The sequence below is a fragment of the Methylobacterium sp. FW306-05-D genome (assembly GCF_058782155.1).
The window spans coordinates 25,146-46,105 of sequence record NZ_JBYSXL010000029.1 but is presented as its reverse complement, the minus strand read 5'-3'; the positions used below and the strand labels follow the sequence as shown (position 1 = coordinate 46,105).

The following is a 20,960-nucleotide window of genomic DNA, read 5'->3' as shown; positions in this document are numbered from 1 at the left end:
GTCATCCCGGGGCCGCGCAGCGGAGCCCGGGATCCAGAAACACAGGTGGTGTAGGACATGACGCCGTCGGCGGCTCCGGATTGCACGCCTCCGGCGCGCCCCGCGGGTCCGGGCTCGCCTGCGGCGCCCCGGAATGTCGGCGTGGTGCCATCTGCGATAACCCTTCCCGCAGAGGGAGGAGAGGCTGTCACAATGACCACCGGCGTCACCAAGCGCTCCGTGATGATCGCCGGCCACCGGACCAGCGTGTCCCTGGAGGACCCGTTCTGGGAGGCGCTGCGGGCGATCGCAGGCGCGCGCGGTCAGTCCGTCCAGGCGCTGATCGGCGCCATCGATGCGGAACGGCAGGGCCAGAACCTCTCATCCGCCATCCGGGTGTTCGTGTTGGCGAACCTGCGCGCGCAGGCCTGACGGCCGCGCGGTCGTCGGACGGCGGATGTCCAGCAGGCTGTACGAGGCCGGCGCACCGAAGGTCCGGCGGAAGGCGTTGGCGAAGTGCGCCTGGTCGGCGAACGCCGCTTCGTGCGCGGCCCCGGTGAAGTTGGCGCCCTGCACGACGGCCTCGATGGCGCGCCGCATGCGCAGCCAGCCGCGATAGCGCCGGAAGGGGACGCCCATGGTCGCGCTGAACAGGTGCTGCATCCGGGAGGAGGACAGGGACGCCGCCGTGGCGAGCCGTCCGGCGCTCATCGAAGCCTCCGGCCGGGCGCGCAGGTCCCCGAGGATTCGCGCGATCCGGGGATCGACCGGTTGATCGGTCCGCCGGCCCGCGAAATCGGAGAGGTCGGCGATGGCCGCGCCGGCCCAGTCGCAGGCGTCGCGCCGCTCGAACAGCGCGCGCAACGCGCCGACCTCCCCGCTCCGGCCCACGAGGGCGGGGCCCACCGGATCGGCCGGGCCCATCAGCCCGGCGAGGGCGCGTGCTCCGGCATCGGGCTCACGGTAGAGGACGCCGAGGGGATCGCCGCCGCATGCGAGTTCGTGCGGCATCCCCGCCGGGACGAAGGCCGTGCGGCAGGTGATCCAGTCCCCCGGCTGGAAGCGGATGCGGAACGTGCCGTAGAGCCCCGCGAGATAGACCGGGGCGCCGTGCTGGTGACTGGCATTGTAGGCGAGCGGGCCGGCGAAGAGCGTGTGTCCCCCCTCCACATGCCAGATCGGGCCGGGCGACGCGCCGGCCGGCGCAGCACGTTCGTTCAAGCGCGAAGCCCTCCCGCCGCGATAGACCGCTGATGACCGGTCCCGCGACCATCCTGACGGAACCGGGCCACCCGGGAAACTCCCAGCGATGACCGAACTCACCCGCCGTCGTCTCGCCGCGGCTCTGGTTGCCGGCCTCACCCTGCCGAGGGCCGCCCTGGCGGCCCTGCGCCCGACCCTCCCCGCCGGTCTGCACGAGGTCCGCCTCGGCGCCTTCACCGTGACCTCGCTCCGCGACGCCGACGTCGCCATCGACGGGCCCTGGCCGATCGTGGGCGAGGACCGCCCGAAGGCGGAGGTCGAGGCCCTGATGCGGGAGAACGGTCTTCCGCCGGACCGTTTCACGCCCGGCTTCACGCCGATCCTCGTCCGGACCGGCCGCGAGACCGTCCTGTTCGACACCGGCAACGGCGAAGTCGGCTTCGTCCCGCGCCCGGCCGGCGGGCAACTGGCGCGCCTCGTGCGGCAGGCGGGGCTGTCACCGGACGCGATCGACCTCGTGGTGATCACGCATTGCCACACCGACCATATCGGCGGGCTTCTGGAGGACGGGCGGCCGCTCTTCCCGAGGGCCGGGTACGTGCTGGGGGAGCGGGAATTCGCCTTCTGGAAGAACGACGATCGCCTCGCGGGCTCGCCGGACGGCAACGAATACAAGTCGGCCCGGATCTTCCGGAGCCACCTGCTTCCCCTCGCCGAACGCATCCGCTTCATCGCGCCCGGCCAGACCGTGGTGCCGGGCATCGATGCGGTGGCGGCCTTCGGCCACACGCCGGGTCACCTCGCCTTCCACCTGGAAAGCGAGGGCCGGCGCCTGCTGGTCTGGGGGGACTGCGCCCATCACGAGGTCGCCTCCCTGGCGCGGCCCGACTGGCACGCCCTGTTCGACATGGACAAGGCGGCCGGTGCGGCGACCCGCCGGACGATCTACGACATGGCCGCCACCGACCGCATCCTTGTCGCCGGCTACCACACCGCTTTCCCGTCCCTCGGCCACGTCGTCCGCGAGGGACTCGGGTACCGCTGGATTCCGATCTCGGACTCGCTCCGGCCCTGAAGTCCCCCTTACTCCGCCGCCAGGAGCGCCCGCTCCGGCAGCCCCTCCAGGGCCGTCGGCTTCGGGCCGCCGGTCGCCCAGTCCAGCAGTTCCGCCGTGTGGACGATCGGGATCGCCGTGCCCTTCCCGATCTGGGTGGCGCAGCCGATGTTGCCGGTGGCGATCACGTCGGGGCGCATCCGCTCGATGTTGGCCACCTTCCGGTCGCGCAGGCGGTTGGCGATCTCCGGCTGGAGGATGTTGTAGGTGCCGGCCGAGCCGCAGCAGATGTGGCCCTCGGGCACGTCCTTCACGGTGAAGCCCGCCGTCTTCAGGAGGTTCTTCGGCTCGGTGCGGATGCCCTGGCCGTGCTGCATCGAGCAGGCCGAGTGGTAGGCGACCACGAGATCCGTCTCGACGATCGGCGGCATCAGGCCGATGGTGGCCATGTACTCGGTCACGTCCTTGGCGATGGCCGAGACGCGCTTGGCCTTCTCCGCATAGGCCGGGTCCTCGCGGAACATGAAGCCGTAATCCTTGATCGTCGTGCCGCAACCCGAGGCGGTGACGAGAATCGCGTCGAGACCGGCGCCGTCCATCTCGGCGATCCAGGCGTCAATGGTCCGCTGCGCCTGGGCATGCGACGAATCCGCCTTGCCCATGTGGTGGGTGAGCGCGCCGCAGCAGCCCTCGCCCTTGGCCTGGACCACCTCGACCCCGTGCCGGGTCAGGAGCCGGATCGCGGCCTCGTTGAAATCGGGACGCAGCACGGATTGGGCGCAGCCGCGCAGCAAAGCGACGCGACCTCGACGCGACGGCGCGGTATACCCCTGCAACGCCGCGCTCGCCTCCAGGGCCCGGGTCTCGGCCGGAAAGGTGCCGGGCCGGTCGGTCGGGTTGCGGTTCGGCAGGTGGGCCGGGGCGAGGTCGAGCATCGCCGCCAGGCGGTTGCCGACCCGCGGCAGCCGCGCCACCAGGGGCCGGAACGGGGCGCCGATCTTCGCCCCCAGGAGGGCCAGGCGGAAGCGGTTCGGGTAGGGCAGCACGAAGGCCAGGACGCTGCGGAGCAGCCGGTCGCTCAAGGGACGCCGATAGGTTTCCTCGATATGCGCCCGGGCATGGTCGACGAGGTGCATGTAATGCACCCCCGACGGACAAGTCGTCATGCAGGACAGGCACGAGAGGCAGCGGTCGACATGCTTGACCACTTCCGGCACCGCCGGCTTTCCACCTTCGAGCATGTCCTTGATCAGGTAGATCCGCCCGCGCGGGGAGTCGAGTTCATCGCCGAGGAGCAGGTAAGTCGGGCAGGTCGCGGTGCAGAATCCGCAATGGACGCAGGTCCGCAGGATCTTCTCGGACGCCGCCATGGCCGGATCGGCGAGCTGCGTCAGGCTGAAATTGGTCTGCACGGCGTGTCCTCGGGTCCACCCTCGTGCCGTCCATCGGACCGGGCGCACCCGGTCCGTGTCGGCATCGTCGTTCTTGGCCCTGTCTGTTTAGAGCGTCTCGCGCCTGTTGCCGAGCCTTGGAATCGCTCCGAACAGCCCGGCCGGCGCGACCTCGTCCCGCACCGGAGGCCGCTCAGACGCCGGCATACATCCGGCCCGGATTGAACAAGCCATTGGGATCATGAGCGGATTTGATCCCGGCGGTGACCCGCCTCAGCGGCTCGGAGAGGGGCTCGAAGACCGGCACGGCGGCGCGGACGGCATCGGGGGCGCGGACCAGCGTGGCGTGGCCGCCCTGCGCCCGCACCGCCCCCCGGACGATCTCCGCGCCGGCATCGCCCGCCGCATCCGTCGCGAGCCAGATCAGGCCGCCGCCCCAGTCGTAGAACCAGCGGGCGTCGCGCCCGGCGCCGATCGCGGCCGTGACGGCGGGCCCGCGCGTCGGGGCGGTGGAGATGCGCCAGATCGCGGCATCGCGCGGCTCGGCGAAGGCGGTCGCGTCGCGAATCCGCATCCAGAGGGCATTACCGGCCTCGCCCTCGACGAGCTCGGGTTCGCCGAAGCGCTTGAGAAGACGGCGCAATTCGCCGAGCCGATAGTCGATCGACTCCGAAAACCCCTCGATCCGCATCAGCGTCCGCGCGGCGCCGCCCGCGATGCCGGCGGGCAGGTGGGCGGCCCCGGTCAGCTCGAAGGGCGAGCCCAAAGCCGCGCTCAGGGCCGCGATCGCGCGCGCATCGTCGAGGTCCGGAAAGGCGAGGGTCGCGACCCGCTCCTGCACGGGGAGCACCTTGAAGGTCACCTCCGTCAGGAGGCCGAGGGTGCCCCAGGAGCCGGCCATCAGCTTCACGAGGTCGAGCCCGGTGACGTTCTTCATCACGCGGCCGCCCGACTTGATCGCTTCGCCGCGCCCGTTGATGAAGCGCACGCCGATCAGGCTGTCGCGGGCGGCCCCCGCATTGATCCGGCGCGGCCCGGAATTGTTGGCCGCCGCCACGGCGCCGAAGGTCGGCTCGCCGGTGCTGCCCAGCAGGGGACGGTGGTCCATGGGCTCGAAGGGCAGCATCTGGCCGCGCGCGGCGAGCAGCGCCTGGACCTCGGCCAGGGGCGTGCCCGCCCGGGCGGCGACGACCATCTCGGCCGGCTCGTAGAGGGTGATGCCGGTCAGGCCGGCGCTGGAAAGGGTGGCCTCGTCCTGGGGCGGCCGTCCAATCCCGCTCTTGGTCGCACCGCCGACCAGGCGGAGTGTCTCCGAGCCGGAGGCCGCCGCGCGGACGACCTCGGCCGCCGCGCCCTCGTCGTGAGGCTGATATGCACGCATCGCTTCCTGCCCGATCCGGGGCGCTCTGCGGCGCCCTCGATCCTGTTCCTGTGCGGCCACCTTAGAGGAGCTTCGCGCCGATGGCATCCGGCGCGGACCCGCTATTCGGCCGGCGCCGCCTCGGACGGAGGCCGGCCGAACCGGGCCTCCACGTGCCCGCGCAGGCCCGCGATGTCGAAGAGCCAGACCAGGGCGCCGTAGACCACGATGCCGAGAGGCACACCGATCATCAGGGCCCGGGTCGGCTCGATGTGGCGAAGGGGCAGCAGGCAGAGTGCCATCGCCAGGGAGGCGATGCCGGCCGCCAGGATCTCCCACCAGGGCAGGCGCAGGCGGTCGGGTCCGGTCAGTGCGCGCCAGGCCAGGAGCAGGGTGGCGGCGGCAAGGCCGAGGGTCTGCGCGACCGCCACCCCCTCGGGTCCGAGCCGGGGTGGCAGGACCCACAGCCCGAGCGCGTTGAGGCCGAGTCCCACCAGGGCGGCCGCGATCACCGGGCGGGTGCGCCGGCGGATCTGGAAGATCGGGTTCAGGGCGAAATTCATCATCGCCAGGCAGAAGAAGCCCGGGACCATCAGCCCCGCATAGGCGGCGAAGGGGCCGCGATAGGCCTCCGGAACCACCAGCGCCTCCAGGCCCGGCAGCACCGCCCAGAATCCCACGGCACAGGGCAGCAGCAGCGCCACCACCACGCCGATGTTGCGCCCGACCTGACGCTCGGCGGCCGCACGGCCCTCCTCCTCCTCGACCCGGACCGCGAGCTGGAACAGCAGCAGGTCGAGGGCGGTCCCGAGGGTGCCGATGCTGCGGGTCGTGACATCGGCGGCGAGGGCGAAGTAGCCGGCTTCGGCGAGCCCCGCATGGGCGGCGATGCTGCCGCGGTTGAGGAAGGGCATCAGCTGATAGATCGCGTTGGCGGCGATGAGCGGCAGGCCGTAGGCGACGAAGAGGCGCCACGCCTCGCGCAGCTTGGGATGCGGGTGCGGGACAGTTGGATCGCGCAGCGGGCGATACAGCAGCAGGACGGCGAAAGCTTGGCTGACGCCTGCGGCTGTCAGCACCCAGACCGGCTTGGGGAAGAACCAGGCGGCACCGGCCATCAGCACGAAAGCGAGGCCGTTCTTGACGGCGACGAGATTGAAGTAGAGCCCGCCGTCGAAGCGGGCTCGGGCGAGCGCGGCGTGATAGTCGAACACGCCGATGCCGAGGGCGGCCACCGCCGCGCCGGCCGTGATCGCGAGGCGCCCACCCGCGCTGGGCTCGATGGTCAGGCCCAATCCGGCGCAGATCAGGGCCGCCGCGAAGAGCGCCAGCGCCAGGACCATGTAGGCGCGGTCGAGGCCCTGGCGGATCCAGGGCTCGTCCAGGCGAACCCGGGTCGAGTAGAACCGCGTCGCCGACAGACGCAGCCATTCGAACAGGACGGTGTTGGCCACGATGGCCCCGGCCGTCGCGAGGGCGAACAGGCCGAAATCGGCAGGGCCCAGCAGCTTGGCGATGAGCAGGCCCAGGATGAAGTTCAGGCCGGCATTGAGGATGAAGGCAGCGATCACGGCCATGGCGCGGACGGGTTCATCCTCGGATGCCGGCGCGACGGGGTATCGCTGCGCACTGCTCTAGCACCACGCGGGCAAACATTCCGTCAACCGGTCACAACCAGCCCCGGATGCGGAAGAAAACGATCGGAATGATGGCACTCACCAGGATGAGGGCGAGACCGTAGGGATAGCCGTAGGCCCATTCCAGCTCGGGCATGTGTTTGAAGTTCATGCCGTACATCGAAGCGATCAGGGTGGGCGGAATGCCGACCACGGACGCGACGGTGAGGACCCGGAAGGTGTTGTTCTGTTCGATGCTGATCAGGCCGAGGGTCGCGTCGAGCAGGAACTGGACGTTCTCCGAGAGCCGGATCTCAAACTCGTCGAGGGAGGCGATGTCGCGACGCACGGCCTCGAAGCGCGGCACCTGCTCTTCGCCGAGGATATGCTCGCACTCATTGGCCACGAAGGGCACGATCCGCTCCAGGCCGAGGAGGCTCGACCGGATCTTGCCAAGGGTCTTCCCGCGCCGGCCGATGCCGCGCAGGATCCGGCGCAGCGCCAGGTCGCGCCGACGGGGCGTCTGGGCGCGGAGCTTGGTGTCCCCGGCGGGAGCCCCGCTACGGACGTCGAAATCGAAGATCCGCGTGGACAACTCGTCGAGGTCCGCGCCCATGTCCTCAAGAGAGTCCGCGAGGCTGTCGACCAATTCCTCCATCAGAAGGAGGAAAATCTCTGTGGAGGTTGTGCCCGGCCCGTCACCGGCATCGATGCGCTTCTTCACCTCCGCGAAGGCGCGCAACTCGTGGAAGCGCACGGTGACGAGCCGGTCCCGGGTCAGCACGAAGCCCAGGGGCTTCAACTGGGTGTCGAGCTTGTCGAAGGTCACCATCGGGGTGGACAGCGAGAAGCCGGATCTCAGCCGCCGCAGCCGGCTCGAGTTCTCGACCTCGCTCAGCGCCTTGCGGGAGGGCACCCGGATGCCGGTGCAGGCCTCGACCCGCTGGGCCTCCTCGGCACTCGGATCATCGAGATCGATCCAGACGACCTGCGAGGGATAGGCCGCCGCCGGCGCCTGGGCCTCGGGCTCGACCGCGCCTTGCGGACCATGAAGCTTGATCATCCGCGAAGGACTTTCCGTCGTCGTGGGGAAATCGGGGGATGATCCTGTCGCCGGATCGTCGTCGGAGCCTGCGACAGTCTTGACTCGAACGGCTCCCGCGCCTAACTCGGCGCCATCGTTAGCACTCACCCATGGAGAGTGCTAACGGCCTGGGTTGAGCGCGCTGCCGCGCCGCATCAACGCCATCCACGAATTTGAAGCAAGAGGGCAGCTCATGAAGTTCCGTCCGCTGCACGACCGTGTCGTCGTCCGCCGCATCGAAGGCGAAGAGAAGACCAAGGGCGGCATCATTATCCCGGACACCGCCAAGGAGAAGCCACAAGAGGGCGAGATCGTCGCCGTCGGCCCCGGCGCCCGTGACGAGGCCGGCCGCGTGAACCCGCTCGACGTCAAGGCCGGTGACCGCGTCCTGTTCGGCAAGTGGTCCGGCACCGAGGTCAAGATCGACGGTCAGGACCTCCTGATCATGAAGGAATCCGACATCATGGGCGTCGTCGCCTAAGTCGGTTTTCGGTTCTCCTCCCGTTCACGAGCCCTTCGAGGGCGCCGTCCGGCGCCTCGGGGCCCATCACTGACAAGGATCTGACATGGCAGCGAAAGAAGTCCGCTTCGCCTCCGACGCCCGCGAGAAGATGCTCCGTGGCGTCGACATCCTCGCCGACGCGGTGAAGGTCACGCTCGGCCCCAAGGGCCGCAACGTCGTCATCGAGAAGTCCTTCGGCGCGCCGCGCATCACCAAGGACGGCGTCACCGTCGCCAAGGAGATCGAGCTCGCCGACAAGTTCGAGAACATGGGCGCCCAGATGGTGCGCGAAGTGGCCTCGAAGACCAACGACATCGCGGGCGACGGCACCACCACCGCCACCGTGCTGGCCCAGGCCATCGTCCGGGAAGGCGCCAAGTACGTCGCCGCCGGCATGAACCCGATGGACCTGAAGCGCGGCATCGATCTGGCCACCACCGCCGCCGTGAAGGACATCACCGGCCGCGCCAAGAAGGTCGCCTCGTCCGAGGAAGTCGCCCAGGTCGGCACCATCTCGGCCAACGGCGACAAGGAAATCGGCGAGATGATCGCCCATGCCATGCAGAAGGTCGGCAACGAGGGTGTCATCACCGTCGAGGAGGCCAAGACGGCCGAGACCGAACTCGACGTCGTCGAGGGCATGCAGTTCGACCGCGGCTACCTCTCCCCGTACTTCATCACGAACGCGGAGAAGATGGTCGCCGAGCTCGAGGACCCCTACATCCTCATCCACGAGAAGAAGCTGTCCTCGCTCCAGGCGATGCTGCCGGTTCTCGAGGCCGTGGTGCAGACCGGCAAGCCGCTGGTCATCATCGCCGAGGACATCGAGGGCGAGGCGCTCGCCACGCTCGTCGTGAACAAGCTGCGCGGCGGCCTGAAGGTCGCGGCCGTGAAGGCTCCGGGCTTCGGCGATCGCCGCAAGGCCATGCTCGAGGACATCGCGATCCTGACCCAGGGTCAGATGATCGCCGAGGACCTCGGCATCAAGCTCGAGAACGTCACCCTCCCGATGCTCGGCCGCGCCAAGCGGATCCGCATCGAGAAGGAGACCACCACGATCATCGACGGTCTCGGCGAGAAGTCGGACATCGAGGCTCGCGTCGGTCAGATCAAGGCGCAGATCGAGGAGACCACCTCGGACTACGACCGTGAGAAGCTCCAGGAGCGCCTGGCCAAGCTCGCCGGCGGCGTCGCGGTCATCCGCGTCGGCGGCGCGACCGAGGTCGAGGTCAAGGAGAAGAAGGACCGCGTCGACGACGCGCTCAACGCCACCCGCGCTGCGGTCGAGGAAGGCATCGTCCCCGGCGGCGGCACCGCCCTCCTCCGCGCCCGCGAGGCGGTCCGCGCCCTCAAGAGCGACAACCCGGACGTCCAGGCCGGCATCAAGATCGTGCTGAAGGCGCTCGAGGCTCCGATCCGTCAGATCGCCGCCAACTCCGGCGTCGAGGGCTCGATCGTGGTCGGCAAGATCACCGACAACACCTCCTCGATCACCTTCGGCTTCAACGCCCAGACCGAAGAGTACGTCGATATGATCCAGGCCGGCATCGTCGACCCGGCCAAGGTCGTGCGCACCGCACTGCAGGACGCCGCCTCGATCGCCGGCCTCCTCGTCACCACCGAGGCCATGATCGCCGATGCTCCGAAGAAGGACGGCGGCGCCCCGGCGATGCCGGGAGGCGGCGGCATGGGCGGCATGGACTTCTAAGTCCCAGCACCCAGCACAAAGACTGAGAGGGGGGGTCGCCGGAAGGTGGCCCCTTTTTCGTAGAAGGCCTCAGATCAGCGCGAGGTCGCTGGGTGTCACATCGGGGAAGATGCGGCCGACACTGGCGGTATCGAGGCCGTAGAGTCGCTGAAAGAGTCCGCTCAGCAGCGCGCGGTAATCGGTGAGCACCGGGTAATCCCGGTTCTGGAACAGATGCGCCTCGTCGGCCCGCACCTGCGGACCTGCGATGCGGCCGCCCCGCACGCTGCCGCCGAGCACCCAGTAGACGCTGCCGTGGCCATGATCGGTGCCGCGATTGCCGTTCTCGCGGAAGGTGCGGCCGAACTCAGAAACCACCACTACGACGGTGTCGTTCCAGCCCGTACCGATCTCCTGCACGAAGCCGGCGATGCCGCGCCCGAGTTCACCGAGGCGGTCGGCGAGGTATCCGGTGGCGCCGCCCTGGTTCACGTGCGTGTCCCAGCCGCCGACATCGACGAAGCCGAGGTTGAACTGATCGCGCATCAGACGTCCGATCCGGCGGGCGGCCAGCTCGAAGCCCTTCGGCGAGACGGCGCCGCGATCGGCCTGGGCCTGATGGTCCGAGATCGTCCGGTAGACCTCGTCGCGGACCCGGAAACCCTCGTTCACCGCACCCGCCAGGGGCTTGCCCGCATACATCGCCCGGATAAGCTCGGCCTGACGCTCGTCGATCCCGGGCTTGCCGAGCCCGTTGATGGCGACGTTGGGCACGGGCTCCGGCCCGCGGAAGACTAGGGGCGACTGCTCCGTGAAGGCGATGGGGCGCACGCGGGTCAGTTCGGCGGCGAGGCGCGCCATGAAGCCGGACTGGTAGTTGCGCGATTCGCCGACGGTCTGTCCGAGCTCGATCGTATCCTGCGTCTCGAAATGGCTGCGGGTGAGGTCGTTCGTCCCGGCGAAGGGCACGAAGGCCGCCTCGCCCCTGGTATAGAGCGGCAGGATGGTGTCGCGCAGGGCCGGATGCAGGCTCCAATCGGCGTCGAGAGCGACGGCGGCGGCCGGATTGGCCAGGTCCGGCCGAGCGACCGCGAGGGTCGGGCGGGCGCGGTAGTAGAACTCGCTACCGGTCGGGATCACCACGTTGGCCGCATCGTACGCCCCGCGCAGGAATACGACGAGGAGCCGGGCATCCGCCTTCGGCGCGGCCCAGACCCGGCCGGCGACGGTGCTGGCGCCGAGGGCGGCGGCGGCGCGGAGGAGATCGCGTCTGTTCATCGCGTCGGTGCCTCACTGCATGAACTCGGGGGACGACAGGAACAGGGTGTTCCAATCCTGTGGCGAGACGGCGCGGCTCAGGGCCAGCTTCGTCTGCGCCGTCAGGGTGGCGGCGAGCGGGCCGAAGTAGAGGGCGTTCTGGAGGAGCGGAAAGGCAGGCTCCTCGACCGCGTCGGGCAAGGCCGGCTTGAACAGACCGGACGGCCCCGAGCCGATCTGCCGGGCGATCTCAAAACGCGTCGTGAGCTGGCCGGGGCCGTTCCACGCCGCCGCGTCGAGGGGGTAGCCGTCCGGCGTCGAGCGGTTGAACAGGCCCTCCCCGAGGCGGTTCAGCCAGCCCTGCACGGGCGCGGTGTTGCGGATGACGCGGTCGTCATAGGCGAGGCGCAGGGCCGAGAAGACGTAGCGCACAGGGTCCTTGAAGCCCTTCCCGGCGGCGTCCGCGAATTCGGAGGCATGGACCAGGGCGTCGAGGATCGCCGCGATGTCGCCGTCCTGGCGCTCGTAGATCTCGGCCAGATGCTCGACCAGGGCGTCGGAGGGCGGGAGCCCCATCAGGTACCCGGCCATCGCCCGGGTGACGTTGCGGGCGGTGGCGGGATGACGGCTCAGGATGTCCAAGGCCTCGCCGATCTCGTCAAAGCCCCGCCCCCGGATGGTGTGTCCGAGCAAGACCTTGTCGCCGTCGTCGTGCCGGGCCGGATTGAAGAGGAAGAGCCCCCGGCGGACGATCCTGTCCTGAAGCGCAGGCTTGACCTTCGGATTCTCGGGTCGCGCGTCGATGCCCGCCCCCGTGAGGATTCGAGCGAGTTCCTCGACGTCGTGCTGGCTGTACCCGCCCCCGACGCCGAGCGTGTGCAGTTCCATGAGTTCGCGGGCGTAGTTCTCGTTGATCCGGCCGGCGGCGTTCTCGGCATTGTCGAGGTAGCGCAGCATCGCCGGATGTTCGAGGGTCGCGCCGAGCAGGTCGCGGAACCGCCCAAGGGCGTGGGGCCGGATGGCGGTGTCGACGTAGTCGCCCACGAGGGCGCGCAGGTTGGCTTTGCCCTGGTGCACGTTGAAGCGGTTGAACCAGAACCAGGTCATCCGCTCGCGAACCTGATCCGGCGCGTAGAGCGCCCGCAGGATCGTGGCCGCCACCGACTGCCGCAAGGCGTCGTTCAGGGCGCCCTGATAGGCGGCCTGCGCGGCCTTCTTCGCGTCCGGGTCGGTGAGTGCGTTCGCGGCCTTTGCCTGCGCTTCGAAGGCGGCGACCCGCTCGATCAGCGGGGCCTTCGGCTGGGCCTCCTCGATCTGGGATTGCGCAACGGCCGGTAGCTGCATCGCTGCGGCCGGACGGATCTGCCCCGACAGCCACGCCTCGCGTCCTTGATTCCGCAGCGCGGAAAAGCTCGTCGGCGAAGCGCCCCAGGTGAGTGCGTCGAGGAGCGCCAGGTCCGAGGGGCCCGCCGGCGCGGGCGCGGCGGTCAAAGGCGCCGTCGCCAGCACGATCCAGATTAACGCGGAGGCGAAAATCGCCCTGCGGCCCGATTTCACCATGGACCACCCTCAAGGCTCTCCAGACGGAGGATTCGGCCACGGAATCGTGGCGGAGGCATGGTGAAGCCGAGCCGGGAAACCTGCCGGAAACCAGATGTCCGAGGCGGCGGAAGCCGCCTCGCGCGCGCTGTCTCTACCGGCCGAAGATGCCTTTCAGGAACTGGGCGGTCCGGTTGCGCTTCTTCTTGCGCTCGAGTTCGGTGGCATCCTTGACCCAGGCCACCTGCACCACCCGGCGCTCCCCCTCGAACGGCTCGTGGCCGTGCCAGGAATTGTCGGCCCTCAGGAAGGCGAACATCGTGCCCATGGTCGGCGGCACCTCGACGGCGAAAGGCTCGTAGTTCTTGCCGTCGTAGAGCACCCGCAGGCGGCCGGCGGCCGGGGCGTCCCAGGCGTCGTTCATGTAGATCAGCATCGTCATCACCTTGGACGGGCCATCGGTGTGGATCGAGCCGTATTTCAGCTGGCTGCGCTTCATGATGGTGGTGAGGCGCGGGCAGGAGACGAGGTCGATGCCGAACTTCTCGCCCATGATGCGCGAGAACTCGTCGCTCTCCAGTTCGTCGATCAGCGCCTTGAAGCGGCCCTTCAGGGCAACCTCGTCCACCGTGAGGTAGCCCGGCTTGGCGATCGCGGGGAAATCCTGGCGGATGTCCTCGACGGCGTCGGGCTTGAGGACGTCAGTGCCGAGGAAGAAACTGTAGGGCTCGCGCGAGACCGGAGCGGCCCGCACGGCATCAAGGTTGAGGATCGACAATCCCGTCATGGTTTCGACGTTCGTCCGTTCGGGCGCACCGGGCCGAACTCGGGCGGTCGCGCGCTGGGTGGAGCGCCCCTGCGGGAGCGCAATCCCGGTGGATAGAGCGCCCGATTGCGGCAAGCGGACGGCAACCCCTTTCCGCGCCACGCGGAAACTGCCATGCTTGACGGTGTCGAAACCGAAAAGTGGCGCCGAGTATCGTGACGAGACGCCTCGCACTTGCCTTCTGCGCCGCCCTGGCGACGCCGGCCAGTGCCCAGAGCCCCCTCTCGACGACCCAGCGCATGACCTGTGCCGACGCGATGGCCCTGGTGAAGAGCCGGGGCTCCGTTTCCATCAGTTCCGGTGGTATCCCTGAGCGCTTCGTGCGCGACCGCGGGCAATGCAATCTCACCGAGATCGCGGAGTTGCGCTTCGTGCCGACCCGCGACAATCCGGAATGCCCGATCGGCTATCGCTGCCGCGAACCGGAATTCGGCGACTGGGACTGGTAGGAAGGTCGTCGGCGTCCGGCTCCTGCGCCGCAGGAGAGCGCCACGATCTCGCCACGACCCGCCTGCAATGCCGGTGGAGCGGCAGCCCCCGGGGGTATGCCGCCCGACGATTTCAAGGGATGGGGAGACGCGCGTGGCCGTATTGAGGACAGGCCTCGGCCTGCAAGCCGCCATCACGGCGCTCTTCGCCCTCGCGCTTCTTCTACTGCCCGGCGTCTCCGCGCCCATCTACGTCAGCCTCAGCGGCCTCGCCATGGCGGGCATCCTGCTCGCGTCGGGTCGACTCTCGTCCTACCTGAAGGTCTTCGTCTCGGTCTACGGGATCGGCTACCTGTTCCTGGCCGGGGCCAAGCAGCTGGCGGCCATGGGCTTCCTGCCGCCGACGCTGGCCGCGCTGCTGCCGCCGAGCTTCGCCGCCACCGGCGCCGTGGTGTTTGCCGGCATCGTTCTGGCGATCTCGTACCTGGAGCCGATCCGGGCGATCACGCTGATCGCGGACCCCTACTTCGCCACGACCGACAAGCCGACCCGCGAGATCGGCCCCTTCCGCCTGTTCGGCAACACCGAAGGCAAGGTCGGCCAGCGCCTCGTCGCCCTCTCGATCTTCATCACCTTCGCGCAGGTCGCCCTGCAGCTGCGCCTGAACTTCTGGTTCCGTGACCTGTTCAACGCCTTGCAGGAATACAACGCCGACGCCTTCTGGTACCAGCTCGTCTGGGTGTTCGCACCACTCGCCACCGTCTGGGTGGTGGTCGGCATGTTCGACACCTTCGTCGATGCCACCCTGCACATCCGCTGGCGCACCTGGTTGACGCGCAGCTTCTACGGCCGCTGGCTGGATGCCGGGACGCATTACCGGGTTCCTTTCACCGGGGAGAGCGCCGATAACCCGGATCAGCGCATCCAGAGCGACATCAACCTCTTCATCTCGCAGACCACCACCCTATCGATCCGGCTCCTGTCGCAGGCCGCGACCCTGGTCTCCTTCATGGTCATCCTGTGGGGTCTGTCGCGTGACTTCGTGCTCCCCTTCACCGACACGGTGGTGCCCGGCTTCCTGGTCTGGCTGGTGGTCGGCTACGCCGTGGTCGGCACCTGGCTCACGCATGTCATCGGCCGCCCGCTCATCGGGCTCGACTTCCGTCAGGAAAAAGTGGAGGCCGATTTCCGCTTCTCGCTTGCCCGTACCCGCATCTACGGCGAGCAGATCGCGCTGCTGCGCGGTGAGCGCGCCGAGACGGTACGCCTCGGCAGCCTGTTTCATGCCATCGTCGACAATTACCTCGACATCATCGTTCGGCGGATCAAGCTCGGCAGCTTCACGCTGTCCTACAGCCAGATCAGCGTTGTGTTTCCCTATATCCTCGCCGCCCCGTCCTACTTCTTGAAGAAGATCACCCTCGGGCAGTTCCAGCAGACCGGCGACGCCTTCAGCAGCGTGCAGTCGTCGCTGTCGTTCTTCATCAATTCCTACGTCACCATCGCGGCCTACCGCGCCAACACGAACCGTCTCTCCTCGTTCAAGCTGGCGATGACCAAGGCCGAGGCGATCGGCGGGACCGGCGAGGGCCTGTTCCAGGGCAACGACACCAAGGGCGACGTCACAGCCTCGCAGCTAAGCCTCGCCCTGCCCGACGGACGCGAGATCGTGTCCGCCGACGACCTGACCATCGCGAAGGGCGGCACGACGCTGCTCACCGGTCCCTCGGGCTCTGGCAAGTCCACCCTGTTCCGCGCGATCGCGGGCATCTGGCCCTTCGCCACGGGACGGATCGACCTGCCCAAGGGGCAATCGGCTCTCGTGCTGCCGCAGCGGCCCTACATCCCGCTCGGCACCCTGCGGGGCGCCGTCGTCTATCCGAACACCACGGACATGTTCCCGGACGAAGCGATCCGCGATGCTCTGGTGGCCGCCCAACTGCCGGCGCTCGTCGATCACCTCGACGAAGTGGATGCCTGGGATCAGCGTCTCTCCGGCGGCGAACAGCAGCGCCTCGCCGTGGCCCGTGCGGTCCTGGCCAAGCCCGACTGGCTGTTCCTCGACGAGTCCACCGCCGCCCTGGACGAGCCGAGCGAAGCCGCGATCTACCGGATGCTGCGCGAGCGCCTGCCGGGCACGACCATCGTCTCAATCGGACACCGCTCGACGCTGCACGATCTCCACGACCGGCGCCTCGACATGCAGCCGGCCAATGATGGACGGTTCGTGCCTCGGGAAGTGCCTTCGCCGGTCGCCGCGGAGTAACGCTCAGCGCAGAAACGTCACCGCGATCGGCGCCAGGATCGCGGTGAGGAAGGCGTTGAAGCCGAGAGCGATGCCCGCGAAGGCGCCCGCCACCTCGTTCACCTGGAACGCACGCGCGGTGCCGACGCCGTGCGCCGCGAGCCCGGCGGCGAAACCCCGCGCCCGCATGTCCCGGATGCGCAGGGCGTTCATGAGGGGCGTGACGAGGATACCGCCGGTCATTCCGGTGAGCATGACGATGACTGCGGCGAGCGTTGGGTCGCCGCCGAGGGTCTGGGCGATGCCCATGGCGACGCCGGTGGTCACGGATTTCGGCGCCAGGGAGATGATGACGTCGCGTGGGATGCCGAAGGCCTTCCCCAGGAGAAGCGCCGAGGCGAGCGCCACCACCGAGCCGACCGCGAGGGCCGCCAGCATCGGCGCCAGGGAGCGCAGCACCGTGGCGCGATATTCGTAGAGAGGGATCGCCAGGGCGACCGTGGCCGGTCCGAGCAGGAAGTGCACGAACTGGGCCCCCTCGAAATAGGTGGCGTAGGGGGTCCTCGTGAGCTCCAGCACGGCGGCGGTGAGCGCGATGGCGATGAGCACCGGGTTCGCCAGGGGATGGCGACGGGTGGCCTGGGCAATCCTGTCGGCGACCACGTAGGCCAGAAGCGTCACGGTCAGCCACAGCAGCGGCGTCCGCGAGAGATAGACCCAGACGGCGAAATCTCCGGTCATGGCCGCGCCTTGGGTTTGGCGAGCCAACGTGACACGGCCACGAAGGTCAGCGCCGTGGCGGCGAGGGTCGCGACGGTCGAGACCAGCACCACCAGGGCCAGGGCGACGCCGTGCACCGCGAGCACATCGAGGCGCCCGACGATCCCCGCGCCGGCCGGAACGAACATCAGCGAAAGGTTGGCGAGCAGGCCCTTGCCGGTGGCTTCCAGGCGCCCGTCCACGAGGGGCGCTGCCAGCACCCGGGGAGCCAGCCGAGGCGCGCGATCCCGCGCGACCAGAAACAGCAGCAGCAGCGCCAGGCCGATCAGCGGCCCCGGCACCGGCAGGTCGGCCGCTCGTGCGAGGGCTTCGCCGATGAGCTGCGCCAGAAGGATCAGTGTGAGGCTGAGGATCATCTGGGCGGCGCACTCAGCCGAGGGAGGCCTGTCCCTCGGCTGCGCTGCGCTGGGCCTCGCGGATGGCGGCTTCGTCGAGTCCAAGCAGACCGCCGAGGCGCTCGACCAGGGCTTCCTCGAACTCGTGGACGCTGCCGTCGGCCCCGGCCACGGACCACGCCATGGCAAGGAGTCGCGCACGCCGGTCCAGCCCGACCTCGTGACCGATCAACTCGACGAGTTGCGACATGTCGCGGGTCTGCGCGTCGAACGCAGCGGCGCGGGCGATCAGGGCCTCCGCCTCGACCCGGCTCTGCGCAAACCGCCCCTCGACGAGGCGGCCGAGACGCTCTGTCTCCTCCGGTGCCAGGATACCGTCGGCCCGCGCGACGTGCACGAGAAGCGCGATGGCTGCGAGGCGCTCGTCGGCTTCTTCGGCGGGCGCGTCATGGCTCCCGAGACCAAAGGATTCGGCGGCATAGGCGCGAAGGCGGGCGAGCAGCGACATGACAATCCTCGGAATGCCCCGAATCCTTCGTGGGCGACCGCCGGGCCGTCAAGCAATCGGTCCCTCGGCGGCGGCGATGCACCGGCACCGTGTCCATGGCGCATCGCTTTTCGCGTCGCATTCCGAGCTACGCGAGACCGGTCCCAGCTTGCCATCCGACGCGGCGCCCGATATGACCCTCCCCCGAACGGTCCCCTCGGGTTTCAGATCCCGATACGGAATCGCGCCGCAATAGCTCAGCTGGTAGAGCACCTCATTCGTAATGAGGGGGTCGGGGGTTCGAATCCCTCTTGCGGCACCACCGTTCCTTTTCCGAACGCTCATCCGTAGGTCGCTGCGTCGGCGTCCGTGCGTGCGCGTGCTCGGGGGAAGTGACGTTCTCGGGACACAATGCGCGGGCGGGAATATTTCCGCTGCATTGGCAAGGATTTGGTCCCCGCCGAACCCCAAACCCCGCTCCGGGCCGGCGCCGGAACATCGGCCGGAACGGGGACTTGGTGTTCCGTGTCGGCAATCAGGCCGAACCGCGAGGAATGTCCATGTCGAGCGATCCCGAAACGCACCGCGACCTGATCGCCGGCCTCAAAAATGCGATGGGCAAAGGCGACGGGTCCTTCGAGGAAGCGGTCACGCGCGCGTTCGAGCACGTGTTCGACCACCTTGGCCGCTTGAATTCACACGTTTCGCTGGGTGGTCCGGGCGGGCAGGAGCGCCCGCTGAAACCGGGCGAGTCCGAGACCTTGCGTTAAGGTCAGCCCTTGTCCGACCCAGTGTTGCAGGATCGGATCTCCCGCCCCCTGAGTCGGGGCGAGAGAGCGACCGATCAGGCGTCCTGAGCCGCCGTCGTGCGGACGGGAAGGCGCCAGTTCGGACGGATGAAGTGGCAGGTGTAGCCGTCCGGGCGACGCTCCAGATAGTCTTGATGTTCCGGCTCCGCCTCCCAGAACGGACCGACCGGGGCCAGCTCCGTCACCACCTTGCCGGGCCAGAGGCCGGACGCATTCACGTCCGCGATCGTCTCTTCGGCGACCTGCCGCTGGGCATCGTCGGTGTAATAGATCGCCGAGCGATAGCTCAGACCGCGGTCGTTGCCCTGGCGGTTGGGCGTGGTCGGATCGTGGATCTGGAAGAAGAATTCCAGCACGCGGCGGAAACTGGTGCGCTCCGGATCGAAGATGATCTCGATGGCCTCCGCATGGGTGCCGTGGTTACGGTAGGTGGCATTCGGAACGTCTCCGCCCGTGTAGCCGACACGGGTCGACACGACGCCCTCCTGGCGCCGGATCAGGTCCTGCATCCCCCAGAAGCAGCCACCTGCGAGGACTGCGCGTTCTTGGCTCATGGTTCACTCCAGCTCGAAGCCCGATGGCGATGCTGGATAGATAGGGAGCCCACCGGCATTCTGCTGCCTCCCGGCGATGTCGCGGTTCGCTCGCTCCTGCAAAAACCGTCGCTGACGCACGGCAGGTGAACGGGACCCCGGAAACGACAACGGCGGAGCTTTCGCCCCGCCGCCCGATGAGAGCGATCCGGCGAACCGCGCCCTAACGGGCCGTCCCTCCGGAGGTACGACCATACTGCCAGACCGGGAAGCTGTTCTGCTCGGCGTTGCCCTCCTGTGCGGAGGAGGGGCGGCGGCCGTAGCCGATAGACCCGGTGGTGATTTCGCCTTCGGCGCGGACCTCGTGGCCGCCGGGTGCCACGACCGCAGAGATGCCCGCGGGCGCGGTGTAGCTCTGGGCCAGGGCGGGCGACGCGGCGGCAGCGACGCTCAAGACGACAGCAGCAACAGTTGAAACAAGACGCGTGTTCATAGCACAATCCAATCAGGTTTGCGCGGTCTCCGTCGAAGGGCGGCTGGCCGTGACTCGTTGAGTGACCTTCATCTATGCTCACCTAAATCAGATCGCGGTGCCGTTTGGCACGTCTGCACCGTTCGAACATTCGATCGTGACACGTTCCGCTCGGGATAATCGTATCGAGGCGGATCCGGCATCAGCCGTAGGAAAGGGATTCGGCCGGCTCCCGTCCAAACTGGCGATGCCCTATCCTGTGCGCCGGACCAACTCGTCGACGGTCTCGGAGAACAGGCGGGACGTGCCCTTCATCAGCATCACACGCCTTCGGATCCGCTCCCTGCGCTTCCTGCCGAGCTTTGCCCTGCACACTCTACGCTCCCAGAAGCAGGTCCGGCACGCGCTGGGGTTCCGCGAGGGGGCGGTGCTGGCCGACCTCGATTGGGCTTTCTGGACCATGACGGGCTGGGACGACGAGGCGGCCATGCGCCGCTACATGACGAACGGCGCACATCGCCAGGCCATGCCCCGACTGATCCACTGGTGCGACGAGGCCTCCGTCGTTCACTGGACCCAGTCCGAGGCGGGGCTTCCCTCCTGGGCGGAGGCCGATCGACGGATGCGCCGCGAGGGCCGCCCGTCGAAGGTCCGCCATCCCAGTGCGGAGCACGGCGCGCTGGACTACCGATCGCCACGCCTGACGCGGGGCGGCCCGATCAAGCCCGCCGGGGCGTGACGGGGAAGCGACAACGTCTTCGTGCGCGGGCGCCTTCGCGGTGCCCGGGCGCACATCCGCGCCCTCGGCCCGGGTGCATCAAGAGGGCGGCCGCCATCGCCCCCTCGGTGGCCAGAACCAGCGGCGCAGCGGCCCACAGGCCCTGCGCCGTTCGGCTTTCTCGCCCGGTGCGCCGGGGCTATCCCGGCGGCCCAGGGGCGCCCACGGGGTACCGGACCGTCCTTCTTTGCCTGCGTTCCGCGAGGATCGTGATGAGACTGCGCCTGCTCGCCCACTCGATCGGCCTCGGCGCGGCCCTGCTGGTCGGTTCGGCGACGCTGGCTCGCGAGCGGACCGCCCTCAAGGTGCAGGCCTGGGTCGCGAACGTCATCGCGAAGATCGATGCCGCCGATCGCGAGCGACCGGTTCCGGGCCGGCGGCGCGGGGCCGGGACCGTCGTGGTCCGGGTCCAGATCGCGGCGGACGGCTTCGTCAACCGGGTGGAGATCGAGCGCAGTTCCGGCGTGGCCGCTCTCGACGAGCGCGCCCGAAGCCTGGTCAGAGCGGCCGGGCCCTTCGGACCGCCGCCCGCGCCGCTGCTGACGCCGGCCGGGACGACCGACCTCAGCTTCCCGATCCGGCTCGATCGCTGACG

22 protein-coding genes and 1 tRNA gene are annotated in these 20,960 nt (G+C 68.9%); 10 read left to right on the top strand and 13 right to left on the bottom strand.

Going from position 1 to position 20,960, the window contains the following annotated elements:
• Positions 1 to 192 precede the first annotated feature (192 nt).
• Entirely contained in the window at positions 193 to 411 is a 219-nt protein-coding gene (locus tag AC3WLN_RS12245; protein ID WP_492481516.1) for a ribbon-helix-helix domain-containing protein, read from the top strand.
• Here AC3WLN_RS12245 and AC3WLN_RS12240 read toward each other — a convergent pair.
• Entirely contained in the window at positions 361 to 1,200 is an 840-nt protein-coding gene (locus AC3WLN_RS12240) for a helix-turn-helix domain-containing protein (protein ID WP_492481514.1), read from the bottom strand. The two genes, AC3WLN_RS12245 and AC3WLN_RS12240, sit on opposite strands and share 51 nt — an antisense overlap.
• A gap of 88 nt (positions 1,201 to 1,288) precedes the next feature.
• Between AC3WLN_RS12240 and AC3WLN_RS12235 the strand changes: the two genes are divergently transcribed.
• Entirely contained in the window at positions 1,289 to 2,257 is a 969-nt protein-coding gene (locus AC3WLN_RS12235) for an MBL fold metallo-hydrolase (protein ID WP_492481512.1), read from the top strand.
• An 8-nt stretch (positions 2,258 to 2,265) separates the two neighbouring features.
• Here AC3WLN_RS12235 and AC3WLN_RS12230 read toward each other — a convergent pair whose 3' ends face one another.
• From AC3WLN_RS12230 to AC3WLN_RS12215, 4 genes are all read right to left on the bottom strand, one after another.
• Positions 2,266 to 3,648 carry a heterodisulfide reductase-related iron-sulfur binding cluster gene (locus AC3WLN_RS12230; protein ID WP_492481511.1) on the bottom strand — a complete coding sequence of 461 codons (1,383 nt, stop codon included), beginning with the start codon at positions 3,646 to 3,648 and terminating at the stop codon, positions 2,266 to 2,268.
• Between the two features lie 172 nt (positions 3,649 to 3,820).
• Positions 3,821 to 5,008, bottom strand: coding sequence for a glycolate oxidase subunit GlcE (gene glcE, locus AC3WLN_RS12225; RefSeq protein WP_492481509.1), 1,188 nt, complete (start codon positions 5,006 to 5,008; stop codon positions 3,821 to 3,823).
• A gap of 101 nt (positions 5,009 to 5,109) precedes the next feature.
• Positions 5,110 to 6,564, bottom strand: a complete 1,455-nt coding sequence (locus tag AC3WLN_RS12220) for a lipopolysaccharide biosynthesis protein (protein ID WP_492481507.1) — start codon at positions 6,562 to 6,564, stop codon at positions 5,110 to 5,112.
• 91 nt (positions 6,565 to 6,655) lie between these two features.
• On the bottom strand, positions 6,656 to 7,666 hold the full coding sequence (locus AC3WLN_RS12215; protein WP_492481505.1) for a magnesium transporter CorA family protein: 1,011 nt from the start codon (positions 7,664 to 7,666) through the stop codon (positions 6,656 to 6,658).
• A 214-nt stretch (positions 7,667 to 7,880) separates the two neighbouring features.
• On the opposite strand from AC3WLN_RS12215, the gene groES reads away from it, so the two are divergent.
• Positions 7,881 to 8,168 (top strand): co-chaperone GroES, encoded by a 288-nt coding sequence (groES, locus tag AC3WLN_RS12210; protein WP_018042554.1) that lies wholly within the window; start codon positions 7,881 to 7,883, stop codon positions 8,166 to 8,168.
• A gap of 85 nt (positions 8,169 to 8,253) precedes the next feature.
• Positions 8,254 to 9,897 (top strand): chaperonin GroEL, encoded by a 1,644-nt coding sequence (gene groL / locus AC3WLN_RS12205; RefSeq protein WP_492481503.1) that lies wholly within the window; start codon positions 8,254 to 8,256, stop codon positions 9,895 to 9,897.
• A gap of 69 nt (positions 9,898 to 9,966) precedes the next feature.
• Here groL and AC3WLN_RS12200 read toward each other — a convergent pair whose 3' ends face one another.
• The 3 genes from AC3WLN_RS12200 to AC3WLN_RS12190 all read right to left on the bottom strand — a co-directional run bounded on the left by AC3WLN_RS12200 (position 9,967) and on the right by AC3WLN_RS12190 (position 13,459).
• Positions 9,967 to 11,154 carry a DUF1501 domain-containing protein gene (locus AC3WLN_RS12200; RefSeq protein WP_492481501.1) on the bottom strand — a complete coding sequence of 396 codons (1,188 nt, stop codon included), beginning with the start codon at positions 11,152 to 11,154 and terminating at the stop codon, positions 9,967 to 9,969.
• Positions 11,155 to 11,166: 12 nt separating this feature from the next.
• Positions 11,167 to 12,693: a DUF1800 domain-containing protein gene (locus tag AC3WLN_RS12195; protein ID WP_492481499.1), complete on the bottom strand. Its 1,527-nt coding sequence runs from the start codon at positions 12,691 to 12,693 to the stop codon at positions 11,167 to 11,169.
• A gap of 133 nt (positions 12,694 to 12,826) precedes the next feature.
• Positions 12,827 to 13,459 carry a 2OG-Fe(II) oxygenase gene (locus AC3WLN_RS12190; protein WP_492481498.1) on the bottom strand — a complete coding sequence of 211 codons (633 nt, stop codon included), beginning with the start codon at positions 13,457 to 13,459 and terminating at the stop codon, positions 12,827 to 12,829.
• 194 nt (positions 13,460 to 13,653) lie between these two features.
• Between AC3WLN_RS12190 and AC3WLN_RS12185 the strand changes: the two genes are divergently transcribed.
• Together AC3WLN_RS12185 and AC3WLN_RS12180 are read left to right on the top strand one after the other, a co-directional pair.
• A complete protein-coding gene (locus tag AC3WLN_RS12185) occupies positions 13,654 to 13,947 on the top strand; it encodes a hypothetical protein (protein ID WP_492481496.1) in 294 nt (97 codons plus the stop codon).
• A gap of 133 nt (positions 13,948 to 14,080) precedes the next feature.
• Positions 14,081 to 16,192 (top strand): ABC transporter ATP-binding protein/permease, encoded by a 2,112-nt coding sequence (locus AC3WLN_RS12180; protein ID WP_492481494.1) that lies wholly within the window; start codon positions 14,081 to 14,083, stop codon positions 16,190 to 16,192.
• A gap of 3 nt (positions 16,193 to 16,195) precedes the next feature.
• Here AC3WLN_RS12180 and AC3WLN_RS12175 read toward each other — a convergent pair whose 3' ends face one another.
• From AC3WLN_RS12175 to AC3WLN_RS12165, 3 genes are read right to left on the bottom strand one after another with little or no spacing between them, the layout of a single operon-like run.
• Positions 16,196 to 16,912, bottom strand: coding sequence for an LrgB family protein (locus AC3WLN_RS12175; RefSeq protein ID WP_492481492.1), 717 nt, complete (start codon positions 16,910 to 16,912; stop codon positions 16,196 to 16,198).
• On the bottom strand, positions 16,909 to 17,307 hold the full coding sequence (locus tag AC3WLN_RS12170) for a CidA/LrgA family protein (RefSeq protein WP_492481490.1): 399 nt from the start codon (positions 17,305 to 17,307) through the stop codon (positions 16,909 to 16,911). The genes AC3WLN_RS12175 and AC3WLN_RS12170 overlap by 4 nt, the downstream gene beginning before the upstream one ends.
• A 13-nt stretch (positions 17,308 to 17,320) precedes the next feature.
• Positions 17,321 to 17,794 carry a tellurite resistance TerB family protein gene (locus AC3WLN_RS12165; RefSeq protein ID WP_492481488.1) on the bottom strand — a complete coding sequence of 158 codons (474 nt, stop codon included), beginning with the start codon at positions 17,792 to 17,794 and terminating at the stop codon, positions 17,321 to 17,323.
• 225 nt (positions 17,795 to 18,019) lie between these two features.
• Between AC3WLN_RS12165 and AC3WLN_RS12160 the strand changes: the two genes are divergently transcribed.
• Positions 18,020 to 18,095: transfer RNA gene (locus AC3WLN_RS12160), tRNA-Thr, on the top strand.
• Between the two features lie 238 nt (positions 18,096 to 18,333).
• Positions 18,334 to 18,543, top strand: a complete 210-nt coding sequence (locus tag AC3WLN_RS12155; protein ID WP_492481486.1) for a hypothetical protein — start codon at positions 18,334 to 18,336, stop codon at positions 18,541 to 18,543.
• A 74-nt stretch (positions 18,544 to 18,617) separates the two neighbouring features.
• Here the strand turns inward: AC3WLN_RS12155 and msrA are convergent, their stop codons facing one another.
• Complete coding sequence (gene msrA / locus AC3WLN_RS12150; RefSeq protein ID WP_492481484.1) at positions 18,618 to 19,136, bottom strand: peptide-methionine (S)-S-oxide reductase MsrA; 519 nt, start codon at positions 19,134 to 19,136, stop codon at positions 18,618 to 18,620.
• 202 nt (positions 19,137 to 19,338) lie between these two features.
• Complete coding sequence (locus AC3WLN_RS12145; RefSeq protein ID WP_492481482.1) at positions 19,339 to 19,569, bottom strand: hypothetical protein; 231 nt, start codon at positions 19,567 to 19,569, stop codon at positions 19,339 to 19,341.
• A gap of 322 nt (positions 19,570 to 19,891) precedes the next feature.
• Between AC3WLN_RS12145 and AC3WLN_RS12140 the strand changes: the two genes are divergently transcribed.
• Positions 19,892 to 20,326 carry a DUF3291 domain-containing protein gene (locus tag AC3WLN_RS12140; protein ID WP_492481480.1) on the top strand — a complete coding sequence of 145 codons (435 nt, stop codon included), beginning with the start codon at positions 19,892 to 19,894 and terminating at the stop codon, positions 20,324 to 20,326.
• 251 nt (positions 20,327 to 20,577) lie between these two features.
• On the top strand, positions 20,578 to 20,958 hold the full coding sequence (locus AC3WLN_RS12135) for an energy transducer TonB (protein WP_492481478.1): 381 nt from the start codon (positions 20,578 to 20,580) through the stop codon (positions 20,956 to 20,958).
• The last annotated feature ends 2 nt before the right edge of the window (positions 20,959 to 20,960 follow it).

What these genes read in the sequence shown, in the direction of transcription:
- AC3WLN_RS12245 (WP_492481516.1), top strand. Translation starts at nt 193, where the DNA reads ATGACCACCGGCGTCACCAAGCGCTCCGTGATGATCGCCGGCCACCGG.
- AC3WLN_RS12235 (WP_492481512.1), top strand. Translation starts at nt 1,289, where the DNA reads ATGACCGAACTCACCCGCCGTCGTCTCGCCGCGGCTCTGGTTGCCGGC.
- glcE (WP_492481509.1), bottom strand. Translation starts at nt 5,008, where the DNA reads ATGCGTGCATATCAGCCTCACGACGAGGGCGCGGCGGCCGAGGTCGTC.
- AC3WLN_RS12220 (WP_492481507.1), bottom strand. Translation starts at nt 6,564, where the DNA reads ATGGCCGTGATCGCTGCCTTCATCCTCAATGCCGGCCTGAACTTCATC.
- AC3WLN_RS12215 (WP_492481505.1), bottom strand. Translation starts at nt 7,666, where the DNA reads ATGATCAAGCTTCATGGTCCGCAAGGCGCGGTCGAGCCCGAGGCCCAG.
- groES (WP_018042554.1), top strand. Translation starts at nt 7,881, where the DNA reads ATGAAGTTCCGTCCGCTGCACGACCGTGTCGTCGTCCGCCGCATCGAA.
- groL (WP_492481503.1), top strand. Translation starts at nt 8,254, where the DNA reads ATGGCAGCGAAAGAAGTCCGCTTCGCCTCCGACGCCCGCGAGAAGATG.
- AC3WLN_RS12200 (WP_492481501.1), bottom strand. Translation starts at nt 11,154, where the DNA reads ATGAACAGACGCGATCTCCTCCGCGCCGCCGCCGCCCTCGGCGCCAGC.
- AC3WLN_RS12195 (WP_492481499.1), bottom strand. Translation starts at nt 12,693, where the DNA reads ATGGTGAAATCGGGCCGCAGGGCGATTTTCGCCTCCGCGTTAATCTGG.
- AC3WLN_RS12190 (WP_492481498.1), bottom strand. Translation starts at nt 13,459, where the DNA reads ATGACGGGATTGTCGATCCTCAACCTTGATGCCGTGCGGGCCGCTCCG.
- AC3WLN_RS12175 (WP_492481492.1), bottom strand. Translation starts at nt 16,912, where the DNA reads ATGACCGGAGATTTCGCCGTCTGGGTCTATCTCTCGCGGACGCCGCTG.
- AC3WLN_RS12170 (WP_492481490.1), bottom strand. Translation starts at nt 17,307, where the DNA reads ATGATCCTCAGCCTCACACTGATCCTTCTGGCGCAGCTCATCGGCGAA.
- AC3WLN_RS12165 (WP_492481488.1), bottom strand. Translation starts at nt 17,794, where the DNA reads ATGTCGCTGCTCGCCCGCCTTCGCGCCTATGCCGCCGAATCCTTTGGT.
- AC3WLN_RS12155 (WP_492481486.1), top strand. Translation starts at nt 18,334, where the DNA reads ATGTCGAGCGATCCCGAAACGCACCGCGACCTGATCGCCGGCCTCAAA.
- msrA (WP_492481484.1), bottom strand. Translation starts at nt 19,136, where the DNA reads ATGAGCCAAGAACGCGCAGTCCTCGCAGGTGGCTGCTTCTGGGGGATG.
- AC3WLN_RS12135 (WP_492481478.1), top strand. Translation starts at nt 20,578, where the DNA reads ATGAGACTGCGCCTGCTCGCCCACTCGATCGGCCTCGGCGCGGCCCTG.